The organism is Streptomyces sp. NPDC002958, from assembly GCF_055563255.1.
Map to the genome: position 1 here is coordinate 524527 of NZ_JBVHDS010000003.1, position 12845 is coordinate 537371.

The 12845-nt window shown below is 67.9% G+C and carries 12 protein-coding genes; 8 read left to right on the forward strand and 4 right to left on the reverse strand.

What is annotated here, in order from left to right; translation table 11 throughout:
* Nucleotides 1-32 precede the first annotated feature (32 nt).
* Nucleotides 33-2120 carry a transketolase gene (gene tkt / locus ACZ3IC_RS08720; RefSeq protein WP_467413944.1) on the reverse strand — a complete coding sequence of 696 codons (2088 nt, stop codon included), beginning with the start codon at nt 2118-2120 and terminating at the stop codon, nt 33-35.
* Nucleotides 2121-2553: 433 nt separating this feature from the next.
* Between tkt and ACZ3IC_RS08725 the strand changes: the two genes are divergently transcribed.
* Both ACZ3IC_RS08725 and ACZ3IC_RS08730 read left to right on the forward strand, forming a co-directional pair.
* Nucleotides 2554-3507: a heme o synthase gene (locus tag ACZ3IC_RS08725; RefSeq protein WP_467413946.1), complete on the forward strand. Its 954-nt coding sequence runs from the start codon at nt 2554-2556 to the stop codon at nt 3505-3507.
* Nucleotides 3508-3605: 98 nt separating this feature from the next.
* A complete protein-coding gene (locus ACZ3IC_RS08730; RefSeq protein ID WP_467413948.1) occupies nt 3606-3962 on the forward strand; it encodes a hypothetical protein in 357 nt (118 codons plus the stop codon).
* 206 nt (nt 3963-4168) lie between these two features.
* Here the strand turns inward: ACZ3IC_RS08730 and ACZ3IC_RS08735 are convergent, their stop codons facing one another.
* The 3 genes from ACZ3IC_RS08735 to ACZ3IC_RS08745 form a co-directional block, all read right to left on the reverse strand.
* On the reverse strand, nt 4169-5173 hold the full coding sequence (locus ACZ3IC_RS08735) for a COX15/CtaA family protein (RefSeq protein WP_467413950.1): 1005 nt from the start codon (nt 5171-5173) through the stop codon (nt 4169-4171).
* A gap of 76 nt (nt 5174-5249) precedes the next feature.
* The gene (locus ACZ3IC_RS08740) at nt 5250-6017 is read right to left on the reverse strand and encodes an ABC transporter permease (RefSeq protein ID WP_467413952.1); all 768 of its coding nucleotides are present in this window, start codon (nt 6015-6017) and stop codon (nt 5250-5252) included.
* Nucleotides 6014-6940 (reverse strand): ABC transporter ATP-binding protein, encoded by a 927-nt coding sequence (locus ACZ3IC_RS08745; RefSeq protein WP_467413954.1) that lies wholly within the window; start codon nt 6938-6940, stop codon nt 6014-6016. Before ACZ3IC_RS08745 ends, ACZ3IC_RS08740 begins: the two co-directional genes overlap by 4 nt.
* Nucleotides 6941-7040: 100 nt before the next feature.
* Here ACZ3IC_RS08745 and ACZ3IC_RS08750 point away from each other — a divergent pair, with 100 nt between their 5' ends.
* From ACZ3IC_RS08750 to ACZ3IC_RS08775, 6 genes are all read left to right on the forward strand, one after another.
* Entirely contained in the window at nt 7041-7829 is a 789-nt protein-coding gene (locus tag ACZ3IC_RS08750; RefSeq protein ID WP_467413956.1) for a helix-turn-helix transcriptional regulator, read from the forward strand.
* On the forward strand, nt 7826-9247 hold the full coding sequence (sufB, locus tag ACZ3IC_RS08755; protein ID WP_114243915.1) for a Fe-S cluster assembly protein SufB: 1422 nt from the start codon (nt 7826-7828) through the stop codon (nt 9245-9247). The genes ACZ3IC_RS08750 and sufB overlap by 4 nt, the downstream gene beginning before the upstream one ends.
* A 69-nt stretch (nt 9248-9316) precedes the next feature.
* Nucleotides 9317-10498, forward strand: coding sequence for a Fe-S cluster assembly protein SufD (sufD, locus tag ACZ3IC_RS08760; RefSeq protein ID WP_467413958.1), 1182 nt, complete (start codon nt 9317-9319; stop codon nt 10496-10498).
* A complete protein-coding gene (locus ACZ3IC_RS08765) occupies nt 10498-10815 on the forward strand; it encodes a bifunctional 3-phenylpropionate/cinnamic acid dioxygenase ferredoxin subunit (protein WP_093899509.1) in 318 nt (105 codons plus the stop codon). The genes sufD and ACZ3IC_RS08765 overlap by 1 nt, the downstream gene beginning before the upstream one ends.
* Before the next feature lie 7 nt (nt 10816-10822).
* Nucleotides 10823-11587, forward strand: a complete 765-nt coding sequence (gene sufC / locus ACZ3IC_RS08770) for a Fe-S cluster assembly ATPase SufC (RefSeq protein WP_467413960.1) — start codon at nt 10823-10825, stop codon at nt 11585-11587.
* Nucleotides 11584-12840: a cysteine desulfurase gene (locus tag ACZ3IC_RS08775; protein ID WP_467413961.1), complete on the forward strand. Its 1257-nt coding sequence runs from the start codon at nt 11584-11586 to the stop codon at nt 12838-12840. Before sufC ends, ACZ3IC_RS08775 begins: the two co-directional genes overlap by 4 nt.
* Nucleotides 12841-12845 lie beyond the last annotated feature (5 nt).

Here is a 12845-nt window from a genome sequence, read left to right on the forward strand (position 1 = left end):
GAATTGCATCTCCTACTAATCGTATAACGGCGTCAGCGTGCGGCGGCGGCGAGAGATTCCCGCGCGGCGGCGGCGACGTGCTCGCCGGTGAAGCCGAACTCGCGGAAGAGGACCTTGGCGTCGGCCGAGGCGCCGAAGTGCTCCAGCGAGACGATCCGGCCGGCGTCTCCGACGTACCGGTGCCAGGTCAGACCGATACCGGCCTCGACCGCGACCCGGGCCTTCACGGACGGCGGCAGAACGCTGTCCTTGTACGCCCGGTCCTGCTCCTCGAACCACTCGACCGACGGCATCGAGACCACACGGGTCGGGATGCCGGCCGCCTGCAGCTCCTCGCGTGCCTCGACGGCGAGGTGCACCTCGGAGCCCGTACCGATCAGGAGAACCTGCGGCCGGCCGCCCTCGGCCTCGAAAAGCACGTAGCCGCCCTTGGCCGCGTCCTCGTTCGCCTCGTACGTCGGCACGCCCTGGCGGGTCAGCGCCAGACCGTGCGGGGCTCCCTTGCCGAACACCTTGGTGTGGCGGCGCATGATCTCGCGCCAGGCGATGGAGGTCTCGTTGGCGTCGGCCGGGCGGACGATGTTCAGGCCCGGGATGGCGCGCAGCGAGGCCAGGTGCTCCACCGGCTGGTGGGTCGGGCCGTCCTCGCCGAGACCGATCGAGTCGTGCGTCCACACGTACGTCACCGGCAGGTGCATCAGCGCGGACAGGCGCACGGCGTTGCGCATGTAGTCGGAGAACACCAGGAAGGTGCCGCCGTAGATACGGGTGTGGCCGTGCAGGGCGATGCCGTTCATGGCCGCGGCCATGGCGTGCTCGCGGATACCGAAGTGGATCGTGCGCCCGTACGGGTCCGCGCCGGGCAGCGGGTTGCCCTCCGGGAGGAACGACGACGTCTTGTCGATCGTGGTGTTGTTCGAGCCCGCCAGGTCGGCGGAGCCGCCCCACAGCTCGGGGACGATCTCGCCGAGCGCCTGGAGCACCTTGCCGGAGGCGGCACGGGTGGCGACACTCTTGCCCGGCTCGAAGACCGGAAGCTTGTCCTCCCAGCCCGTGGGCAGCTCGCCCGCGGAAATCCGGTCGAACTCGGCGGCGCGCTCCGGGTTGGCGGTGCGCCAGGCGGCGAAGGTCTTCTCCCACTTGGCCTTGGCCTCGCGGCCGCGGTCCAGCGCCTCACGGGTGTGGGAGATGACCTCGTCGGAGACCTCGAAGGACTTCTCCGGGTCGAAGCCGAGGACCTTCTTCGTCGCGGCGACCTCTTCGTCGCCGAGCGCCGAGCCGTGCGAGGCCTCGGTGTTCTGGGCGTGCGGGGCGGGCCAGGCGATGATCGAGCGGGCGGCGATGAACGACGGGCGCTCGGTCTCGGCCTTGGCGGCCTGCAGCGCCTTGTACAGACCCGCCGGGTCCAGGTCGCCGCTGGGCAGCTGGTCGACGCGCTGGACGTGCCAGCCGTACGCCTCGTACCGCTTCAGGGTGTCCTCGGAGACCGCGGTCTCCGTGTCGCCCTCGATGGAGATGTGGTTGTCGTCCCACAGCAGGACCAGGTTGCCGAGCTTCTGGTGCCCGGCCAGCGACGACGCCTCCGCGGAGATGCCCTCCTGGAGGCAGCCGTCGCCGGCGACGACCCAGACCATGTGGTCGAACGGGGAGGTGCCCAGGGCCGCCTCCGGGTCGAACAGGCCGCGCTCGTAGCGTGCGGCCATCGCCATGCCCACGGCGTTGGCGACACCCTGGCCCAGCGGGCCCGTGGTCGTCTCGACGCCCGCGGTGTGGCCGTACTCCGGGTGACCGGGGGTCTTCGAGCCCCAGGTACGGAAAGCCTTCAGGTCATCGAGCTCCAGGCCGTACCCGGCCAGATAGAGCTGGATGTAGAGGGTCAGGCTGGTGTGACCCGCAGAGAGCACGAACCGGTCGCGACCGGCCCACTCGGCGTCGGCGGGGTCGTGCCGCATCACCTTCTGGAAGAGGGTGTACGCGGCGGGAGCCAGGCTCATCGCCGTGCCCGGGTGGCCGTTTCCGACCTTCTGTACGGCGTCGGCGGCAAGGACGCGGACAGTGTCCACGGCCCGCTGGTCCAATTCGGTCCACTGGAGATCTGTGGTGGTCGGCTTGGTGCTCACCCTGAGTCAGGGCTCCTCTCCACTGTTGTAAACCGGTGACTGTGACCGCACCGGGCGTTGTCGAGCCTACCCCCGTCGGAACAAGCATTTTCCGGCTGCTTTCCAGGGTGCGGGCGGCCCGCGGAGTTCGCCTCCCGTATGAGCGCAGCGGCTCACTTATGCGCCCTCCGATGAGCGCGTTTCCTTACTTATGTGCCGTCCGATGAGCGCGTCCTCTTACTTATGTGTCACGTCCACTTCCGTGCCCGTTCGATGAGCGAGACCCCCTTCTCGAGCGCTGCTCCGATGAGCGAGCCCCCTTGCTCATACGCCACTTCAACACGACCCCACCCCCGCGAAGGGCGGCCTGTCCCCAACGTCTACAGTGGTCTGGTTCGCGCAAGTCTTTATCGGGCCTTCACGCCCGGAGCTTGCTGGGATTTCTCTGTCAGGGGTGTGCGTGACGGCCGTCGAGTCCCGACCCGCAGGGGTCGCCTTGACTCCCAGCCCAGGGGGCCATCGCCCGTTCGGGGCCCGTGTCAAGGCATTCGTGGCGCTGACCAAGCCTCGGATCATCGAGCTGTTGCTGATCACCACTGTTCCGGTGATGTTCCTCGCTGCTCAGGGTGTACCCGACCTGTGGCTCGTTCTCGCCACCACCATCGGCGGGTATCTCTCCGCAGGCGGCGCCAACGCACTGAACATGTACATCGACCGCGACATCGACGCGTTGATGGACCGTACGTCGCAGCGTCCGCTGGTCACCGGCATGGTGAGCCCGCGTGAGTGCCTGGTTTTCGGCATCACCCTCGCGGTGATCTCCACGGTCTGGTTCGGGCTGCTCGTCAACTGGCTGTCGGCCGCGCTCGCGCTCGGTGCGCTGCTCTTCTACGTCGTCGGCTACACGATGCTGCTGAAGCGCCGCACTTCGCAGAACATCGTCTGGGGCGGCATCGCGGGCTGCATGCCGGTCCTCATCGGCTGGTCCGCCGTGACCGGCTCGATGTCCTGGGCCGCGGTCATCCTCTTCGCCGTCATCTTCTTCTGGACGCCGCCGCACTACTGGCCGCTGTCCATGAAGGTGAAGGACGACTACGCCCGGGTCGGCGTTCCGATGCTCCCGGTCATCGCCTCCAACCGCGTGGTGGCCCGCCAGATCGTCATCTACAGCTGGGTGATGGTCGCCGTCTCGCTGCTGCTGACCCCGCTCGGCTACACCGGCTGGTTCTACACGGCGGTGGCGCTGCTGACCGGCGGATTCTGGCTCTGGGAGGCGCACGCTCTGCTCAACCGGGCCAAGGCCGGGGTGACCGGCGGGAAGCTCAAGGAGATGCGGCTGTTCCACTGGTCGATCACCTACGTCTCGCTGCTCTTCGTCGCCGTGGCGGTCGACCCCTTCCTGAGGTAGTCCGGCTTCATCGATTCCTGCCGACGGGCGGGGTGCGTGGTCCATGCCACGTACCCCGCCCGTCGCCAGTCGATCTACCCGTCGGTAGCATCCTGAGCATGGCAGAGACGGCAGAGACCCAGGTTGAGAGCGGCAAGCAGGCGGCCCGCGCGGAGCGCAGGGCGGCGAAGCTCGCCAAGCAGATCGGCGCCTTCTCCAAGGCACACGGCGGTGCGGAGGGGCAGCTCGCCTACATAGGGCAGATGGGCACCCGCATCGTTCTCGTGGGCGAGGACGGCGGCTGGGGCGATCTGGTGGCCCCGTCGTACGCGGTCGCCGAGAGCGCCACGCGGAAAGCCGGGATCACGATGCACGAGTCCTTCGACGGGGAGTTCGCGGCGAAGGTCCGCACCGGCCCGTACGAGTGGACGCGGATGGCCGGCATTCAGCTCGGCGGCCCCTCCAACGAGGCTTGAAGCCGACGAAAGCCCCCCGCTCACCGGATCAGTCCGGCGAGCAGAGGGCTTTCGGCCAGTCACATCTGGTGGTTGTCGCATCTAGTGGCCGACGTAACCCCTGCAGGATTCGGCTCGTTGAGATTCACGCCGCGCACCGGGGACGGTCCGTACTGCACGTATCCGATGACGCCTTGCGCCAGTTGCTCCCCGGTGCGCAGCGTCTTTCAGGCGACGACCGCTGTTTCGCTGCGCGGAGTCGCCGTCGGTGAGACCGCCACCGGGCGCTCACGCATCGACAGCAGCACCCGCACGACCGCGATCCACACGAGGCACGAGCCGAGCATGTGCAGGCCGACGAGGATCTCCGGGGTGTTCGTGAAGTACTGGACGTAACCGATCACGCCCTGTCCCAGCAGCACCAGGAAGAGATCACGGGTGCGGTGCAGCGGGCCGACCGGCGTGTCCACGGCCTTCAGTACGAACCAGAGCGCGGCGGTCAGCGCCACCACGGCCCAAGCCAGATCGGCGTGCAGCTGGGTGATCATCTCCCAGTCGATCGGAATGCGGGGAACGTCGCTGGAGTCACCCGCGTGCCGTCCGGCACCCGTCACGACCGTGCCGACCGTGATCAGCAGACCCGCCACGACCACGAGCAGCCAGGTCAGCTGGGACACCGCCTTGCCCACCAGGGGACGGGGCGCCGCATCGCCCTCACCGACCCGCTGCCAGGTCACCATCGCGACGGTGATCAGCGCCGTGGAGAGCAGGAAGTGCGCTGCGACGGTGTACGGATTGAGGCCGACCAGCACCACGATGCCACCGAGCACCGCGTTGCCCATGACCACCCAGAACTGAGCCCAGCCGAGCCGGGTCAGGCTGCGCCGCCAGGGCTTCGCGCACCGGGCGGCGACGATCGCCCATCCGACCGCCGCGCACAGCACGTACGTCAGCATCCGGTTGCCGAACTCGATGACGCCGTGGATGCCCATCTCGCTCGTCGCCGTGAGGCTCTCCTCGGTGCACTTGGGCCACGTCGGGCAGCCGAGGCCGGAACCGGTCAGCCGTACCGCGCCGCCGGTCACGACGATGAGCACGGCCATGACGACGGCCGACATGGCCGCACGGCGGACCGTGCGGGGGGACGGAGTCCATCGCTCGGCGATGTAGAGGAGCGGGTTCCGCACGGCTTGAGCGACTTCGGCTCGGGTCAGCTTGGGCACGCGCACCATCGTAGGCGGCGGCTTGTGCAAGCTTTCACGAGGGGGACGAGTTACCTCGAACCGTCGACGGAGCGCTTCTGCGGACTCACTCCCAGCGGAAGAACTTCGCCGCCGCGCCCAGTCCGAGCACCGCCCACACCACGAGGATCCCGAGATCGCCCCACGGCATCGACGCGCCGTGCTGGAGCACATCCCGCAGTCCGTCCGACAGCGCGGTGATCGGCAGCAGACCCAGCACCGACTGCACCGCGTCCGGGAACTTCTCCAGCGGCACGATGACCCCGCCGCCGACCAGCAGCAGCAGAAAGACCAGATTGGCCGCGGCGAGCGTCGCCTCCGCCTTGAGCGTCCCGGCCATCAGCAGCCCGAGCCCGGAGAAGGCCGCGGTGCCGACCGCGAGCAGCATCAGGACGGCGAAGGGGTTGCCGTTCGGCGACCAGCCCAGCGCGAACGCGATCACCGTGAGCAGCACCACCTGCAGCACCTCGGTGACCAGTACCGCAAGCGTCTTGGCGGTCATCAGTGCCCAGCGGGGCAGCGGCGAGGCACCGAGTCGCTTGAGCACCCCGTACCGCCGCTCGAAGCCGGTGGCGATGGCCTGGCCCGTGAAGGCCGTGGACATCACGGCGAGCGCGAGAACGCCGGGCGTCAGGAAGTCGACGGATTCGCCCGCGCCCGTGTCCACGATGTCGACCGCGCTGAACAGCACCAGCAGCAGCGTAGGGATGATCACGGTCAGCAGCAGCTGCTCGCCGTTGCGGAGCAGCATCCGCGTCTCCAGCGCGGTCTGCGTGGTGATCATGCGGGACAGCGGCGCGGCGCCCGGCTGCGGGGTGTACGTACCGGCGCTCATGCGCGCAGCTCCTTGCCGGTCAGTTCCAGGAAGACGTCCTCCAGGGTGTGACGCTCCACGGAGATGCCGGACGGCATCACTCCGTGCTGCGCGCACCAGGAGGTGACGGTGGCCAGCAGCTGCGGGTCGACGTCGCCGGTGATGCGGTACGTGCCCGCGGTGAGCTCGGCCGCCTCCGTGCCGTCGGGCAGTGTCTTCAGGAGGGAGCCGAGATCGAGCCCCGGGCGGCCGGTGAAGCGCAAAGTGTTCTCGGCGCCGCCGCGGCAGAGCGTCTCGGGACTGCCCTGGGCGATGACCTTGCCCGCGTCGATGACGGCGACGTCGTCGGCGAGCTCCTCGGCCTCGTCCATGAAGTGCGTGGTGAGGACGACCGACACGCCGTCGGTGCGCAGCTCCCGTACGAGGTCCCAGGTGGAGTGGCGGGCCTGCGGGTCGAGGCCGGCGGTCGGCTCGTCCAGGAAGACCAGTTCGGGGCGGCCGACGACGGCCATCGCCAGGGCGAGGCGCTGCTGCTGGCCGCCGGAGAGCCGACGGTAGGGCGTACGGCCGCAGCTGCCGAGGCCGAGGCGCTCGATCAGGGTGTCGACGTCGAGTGGGTGGGCGTGGAGTTTCGCCATGTGGCGGAGCATCTCGTCGGCGCGCGCCCCGGAGTAGACACCGCCCGACTGGAGCATCACGCCGATCCGGGGGCGGAGCTTCGCGGCGTCGGCGACCGGGTCGAGCCCGAGGACCCGTACCGTCCCGTCATCCGGGCGGCGGTAGCCCTCGCAGGTTTCTATGGTGGTGGTCTTGCCGGCGCCGTTGGGGCCGAGGACGGCGGTGACCGCGCCGGTGCGTACACACAGGTCGAGGCCGTCCACAGCGGTCTTGGGGCCGTACCGCTTCACCAGGTTCCTGACCTGTACGACGGGCTCGCTCTTCATGGCCGGTAAGTCTAGGCAGGGGCGGGAACAGCCTGTCTCCCGGGGCCGAATTAGGTAACCCTAAGTGATGAACTGCACCGTAGATCGTTTCGGACCGTGGTTGTCAGGGCCCGATGAATTACGCAACAATGGCGTTGTGAAATACGGCGAGGCCAAGCGGGAGTCACCGCAGGAGGAACTCGCGACCGGAGAGCGCTCGACGCGCAACCGGGTCGCGCGCTCCATCCTGGATCACGGTCAGTCCACCGCCGCCGAACTGGCGAAGCGCCTCGGCCTCACCCAGGCCGCGGTCCGTCGCCATCTCGACGCCCTCGTCTCCGACGGCGTCGTCGAGGCCCGTGAACAGCGGGTCTACGGGGCGCGGACCCGCGGCCGCCCGGCCAAGGTGTTCGCCCTGACCGACTGCGGACGGGACGCCTTCGACCAGTCCTACGACAAGCTCGCCGCAGACGCGCTGCGCTGGATCGCCGAGACCTCGGGTGACGAAGCGGTCATCGCATTCGCCCGGGCCAGGATCGCGGCCCAGGACGAGGCGTACCGCAGGGTGATCGAGGCCGTGGACCCCGAGGCGCGCACCGAGGCGCTGGCCAAGGCCTTGTCCGCCGACGGGTACGCTGCTACGGCGCGTAGCGCGCCCGGCCCGCAGCAGGGCGAGCAGCTGTGCCAGCACCACTGCCCGGTCGCCCACGTCGCCGAGCAGTATCCGCAACTGTGCGAGGCGGAGACAGAATTCTTCTCCAGCCTCCTCGGGACGCATGTGCAGCGTCTGGCCACCATCGCCCACGGCGACGGTGTGTGTACGACGTACATTCCGCGCAGCGGCCACTCAGCAGCACCACAGACCACCAATTCAGTATCTGCAAGCACGGCCGGGAGGAACCCCGCATGACGCTCCCTACGGAGACTGCCCACCCTGAGCTCGAGGGTCTGGGTACGTACGAATTCGGCTGGGCCGACTCCGACGCGGCAGGCGCCGCAGCCAAGCGCGGGCTTTCCGAGGATGTCGTCCGCGATATCTCGGCGAAGAAGAACGAGCCCGAGTGGATGCTGAAGCTGCGCCTCAAGGGCCTCAGGCTCTTCGACAAGAAGCCCATGCCGAACTGGGGCTCCGACCTGTCGGGCATCGACTTCGACAACATCAAGTACTTCGTGCGGTCCACGGAGAAGCAGGCGGAGTCCTGGGAGGACCTGCCCGAGGACATCAAGAACACCTACGACAAGCTCGGTATCCCGGAGGCGGAGAAGCAGCGCCTGGTCGCCGGGGTCGCGGCGCAGTACGAGTCCGAGGTCGTCTACCACCAGATCCGTGAGGACCTGGAGGAGCAGGGTGTCATCTTCCTCGACACCGACACCGCGCTGAAGGAGCACCCGGAGCTCTTCAAGGAGTACTTCGGGACCGTCATCCCGGTCGGCGACAACAAGTTCGCCTCGCTGAACTCGGCCGTGTGGTCCGGCGGCTCGTTCATCTACGTGCCCAAGGGTGTCCACGTCGACATCCCGCTGCAGGCCTACTTCCGTATCAACACGGAGAACATGGGCCAGTTCGAACGGACGCTGATCATCGTCGACGAGGACGCCTACGTCCACTACGTCGAGGGCTGCACTGCGCCGATCTACTCCTCCGACTCGCTGCACTCCGCGGTCGTCGAGATCATCGTGAAGAAGGGCGGACGCTGCCGCTACACGACGATCCAGAACTGGTCGAACAACGTCTACAACCTGGTCACCAAGCGCGCCGTGGCCTACGAGGGCGCGACCATGGAGTGGGTCGACGGCAACATCGGCTCCAAGGTCACCATGAAGTACCCGGCCGTCTACCTGATGGGCGAGCACGCCAAGGGCGAGACCCTGTCCATCGCCTTCGCGGGCGAGGGCCAGCACCAGGACGCCGGCGCCAAGATGGTCCACATGGCGCCGAACACCTCCTCCAACATCGTCTCCAAGTCGGTGGCGCGAGGCGGCGGCCGTACCTCCTACCGCGGTCTGATCGAGATCGGTGAGGGCGCGCCCGGCGCGAAGTCCAACGTCCTGTGTGACGCGCTGCTGGTCGACACCATCTCGCGCTCCGACACCTACCCGTACGTCGACGTCCGCGAGGACGACGTGTCGATGGGGCACGAGGCGACCGTCTCCAAGGTCTCCGAGGACCAGCTCTTCTACCTGATGAGCCGTGGTCTGACAGAGTTCGAGGCGATGGCGATGATCGTGCGCGGCTTCGTCGAGCCGATCGCGAAGGAGCTGCCGATGGAGTACGCCCTCGAGCTCAACCGGCTGATCGAGCTGCAGATGGAGGGATCGGTCGGCTAACACGGCCTGGCACGGCCTGACGACCGAATCCCCCGACTTTTGACAGAGAAAGCGAGCACTACGACAGCCATGGCTGAGGCTCAGAACATTCCGGCGGGGTCCACCACCACCGGGTCCATCGCGGTGGCCGCCGAGTCGACCGTCGCCACGCGCATGAGCGCGCCCCCGTCCTACGACGTCGCGGACTTCCCGGTCCCGCACGGCCGCGAGGAGGAGTGGCGGTTCACGCCGCTGGAGCGGCTGCGCGGGCTGCACGACGGCACGGCCGTCGCCGACGGTGGCGGTGTGAAGGTCGTGATCGAGGCCCCCGAGGGCGTCACGATCGAGACCGTCGGCCGTGACGACTCCCGGCTCGGGAAGGCCGGCACCCCGGTGGACCGTGTCGCCGCCCAGGCGTACTCGTCCTTCGAGCAGGCATCCGTCGTCACGGTCGCCAAGGAGGCCGTGCTCACCGAGCCGATCCGCATCGCGGTGCACGGCGAGGGCGGTGTGGCCTACGGCCACCAGGTCGTCGAGCTGGGCGCCTTCGCCGAGGCCGTCGTCGTCATCGACCACACCGGTGACGCGGTGCTCGCCGCCAACGTGGACTATGTCCTCGGTGACGGCGCGAAGCTGACCGTCGTCTCCGTGCAGGACTGGGACGAGACCGCGGTCCACGTCGGCCAGCACAACGCGCTGGTCGGCCGGGACGCCTCGTTCAAGTCGATCGTCGTCACCTTCGGCGGTGACCTCGTCCGTCTCCACCCGCGCGTCAGCTACGCGGGCACCGGCGGCGAGGCCGAGCTCTTCGGCCTGTACTTCACCGACAAGGGCCAGCACCAGGAGCACCGCCTCCTGGTCGACCACAACACCCCGCACTGCAAGTCCAACGCCGCCTACAAGGGCGCGCTCCAGGGCGACGGCGCACACGCGGTGTGGATCGGTGACGTGCTCATCCAGGCCAGGGCCGAGGGCACCGACACCTACGAGATGAACCGCAACCTCGTCCTCACGGACGGCGCGCGGGTCGACTCGGTACCGAACCTGGAGATCGAGACCGGCGAGATCGTCGGCGCCGGTCACGCCTCCGCGACCGGCCGCTTCGACGACGAGCAGCTCTTCTACCTCATGTCCCGCGGCATCGCGGCAGAGGAGGCCCGCCGGCTCGTCGTGCGCGGCTTCTTCGCCGAGCTGGTCCAGCAGATCGGTCTGCCGGACGTCGAGGCGCGGCTGCTCGACAAGATCGAGACCGAGCTGAAGGCTTCCGTCTGATGGCCTTCGTCAAAGCCTGTGCGCTGAGTGAGCTGGAGGACGACACCCCGAAGCGGGTGGAGCTCGACGGCATTCCGGTGTCCGTCGTACGCACCGAGGGCGAGGTGTTCGCGATCAACGACATCTGCTCGCACGCGAACGTCTCACTGTCCGAGGGAGAGGTCGAGGACTGCATGATCGAGTGCTGGCTGCACGGCTCCAGCTTCGACCTCCGCACCGGCAAGCCGTCCGGCCTTCCCGCGACGCGCCCCGTCCCCGTATACCCCGTCAAGATCGAAGGGGACGATGTGCTCGTCTCCGTCACCCAGGAGTCCTGAGTCACCCATGGCAACGCTTGAAATCCGCGACCTGCACGTCTCCGTCGAGGCCGACAACGCCACGAAGGAGATCCTCAAGGGCGTCGACCTGATCGTGAAGCAGGGCGAGACCCACGCCATCATGGGCCCCAACGGGTCCGGCAAGTCCACCCTCGCGTACTCCCTCGCAGGCCACCCCAAGTACACGATCACCAGCGGTTCGGTGACCCTGGACGGCGAGGACGTCCTGGAGATGACCGTCGACGAGCGCGCCCGCGCCGGCCTGTTCCTCGCGATGCAGTACCCGGTCGAGATCCCCGGTGTCTCGGTCTCCAACTTCCTGCGCACCTCCGCCACCGCCGTCCGCGGCGAGGCGCCCAAGCTGCGTACCTGGGTGAAGGAGGTCAAGGAGACGATGGCCCAGCTGCAGATGGACCCGGCGTTCGCCGAGCGCAACGTCAACGAGGGCTTCTCCGGCGGTGAGAAGAAGCGCCACGAGATCCTTCAGCTGGAGCTCCTCAAGCCGAAGGTCGCGATCCTCGACGAGACCGACTCCGGTCTCGACGTCGACGCCCTGCGCGTCGTCTCCGAGGGTGTCAACCGGGTCCGTGAGACCGGCGAGGTCGGCACCTTGCTGATCACTCACTACACGCGGATCCTCCGCTACATCAAGCCCGACTTCGTGCACGTCTTCGCCAACGGCCGCATTGCCGAGTCCGGCGGCGCCGAGCTCGCCGACAAGCTGGAGAACGAGGGCTACGAGGCATATGTGAAGGGTGGCGCTTCCGCGTGACACAGCTGCCGGGCCTCCTCGACACCGAGGCGATCCGCAAGGACTTCCCCCTGCTGGATCGCACGGTGCACGACGGGAAGAAGATCGTTTACCTGGACAGCGCGGCGACCTCGCAGAAGCCGCGCCAGGTACTCGATGCCCTCAACGAGTACTACGAGCGGTACAACGCCAATGTGCACCGCGGTGTGTACACGATCGCGGAGGAGGCCACGGCGCTGTACGAAGGCGCCCGTGACAAGATCGCCGCGTTCATCAACGCGCCCAGCCGCGACGAAGTGATATTCACCAAGAACGCCTCCGAGTCGCTCAACCTCGTGGCCAACATGCTCGGCTGGGCCGATGAGCCCTACCGGGTGGACCACGACACCGAGATCGTCATCACGGAGATGGAGCACCACTCCAACATCGTGCCGTGGCAGCTGCTCGCGCAGCGCACCGGCGCGAAGCTGAAGTGGTTCGGCATCACCGACGACGGCCGTCTCGACCTGTCCAACATCGACGAGATCATCACGGAGAAGACGAAGATCGTCTCCTTCACCCTGGTCTCGAACATCATGGGCACGATCAATCCGGTCGAGAAGATCATCCGCCGTGCCCAGCAGGTCGGCGCGCTGGTCTGCATCGATGCCTCGCAGGCTGCCCCGCACATGGTGCTCGACGTGCAGGCGCTGCAGGCCGACTTCGTGGCCTTCACCGGCCACAAGATGGTCGGCCCGACCGGCATCGGCGTCCTCTGGGGACGGCAGGAGCTCCTGGAGGACCTGCCTCCGTTCCTCGGCGGCGGCGAGATGATCGAGACCGTGTCGATGCACTCGTCGACGTATGCCCCCGCGCCGCACAAGTTCGAGGCCGGTACGCCCCCGATCGCCCAGGCCGTCGGCCTCGGCGCGGCCGTGGACTACCTCTCGGCGATCGGCATGGAGAAGATCTACCGGCACGAGCACGCGATCACCCAGTACGCGGTGAAGCGGCTCCTGGAGGTCCCGGACCTCAGGATCATCGGTCCTGCGACGGCCGAGGACCGCGGCGCCACGATCTCCTTCACGCTCGGCGACATCCACCCCCATGACGTGGGCCAGGTACTCGACGAGCAGGGCATCGCGGTCCGGGTCGGACACCACTGCGCACGGCCGGTCTGCCTGCGGTACGGAATTCCTGCGACGACGCGAGCGTCGTTCTATCTGTACTCCACGCCCGCCGAGGTCGACGCCCTGGTGGACGGTCTGGAACACGTACGGAACTTTTTCGGTTAATAGAC

Coding starts and splice junctions, on each gene's coding strand:
- ACZ3IC_RS08765 (WP_093899509.1), top strand. CDS start 10,498: ATGGCCTTCGTCAAAGCCTGTGCGCTGAGTGAGCTGGAGGACGACACC.
- ACZ3IC_RS08730 (WP_467413948.1), top strand. CDS start 3,606: ATGGCAGAGACGGCAGAGACCCAGGTTGAGAGCGGCAAGCAGGCGGCC.
- sufC (WP_467413960.1), top strand. CDS start 10,823: ATGGCAACGCTTGAAATCCGCGACCTGCACGTCTCCGTCGAGGCCGAC.
- ACZ3IC_RS08740 (WP_467413952.1), bottom strand. CDS start 6,017: ATGAGCGCCGGTACGTACACCCCGCAGCCGGGCGCCGCGCCGCTGTCC.
- sufB (WP_114243915.1), top strand. CDS start 7,826: ATGACGCTCCCTACGGAGACTGCCCACCCTGAGCTCGAGGGTCTGGGT.
- sufD (WP_467413958.1), top strand. CDS start 9,317: ATGGCTGAGGCTCAGAACATTCCGGCGGGGTCCACCACCACCGGGTCC.
- ACZ3IC_RS08735 (WP_467413950.1), bottom strand. CDS start 5,173: ATGGTGCGCGTGCCCAAGCTGACCCGAGCCGAAGTCGCTCAAGCCGTG.
- ACZ3IC_RS08745 (WP_467413954.1), bottom strand. CDS start 6,940: ATGAAGAGCGAGCCCGTCGTACAGGTCAGGAACCTGGTGAAGCGGTAC.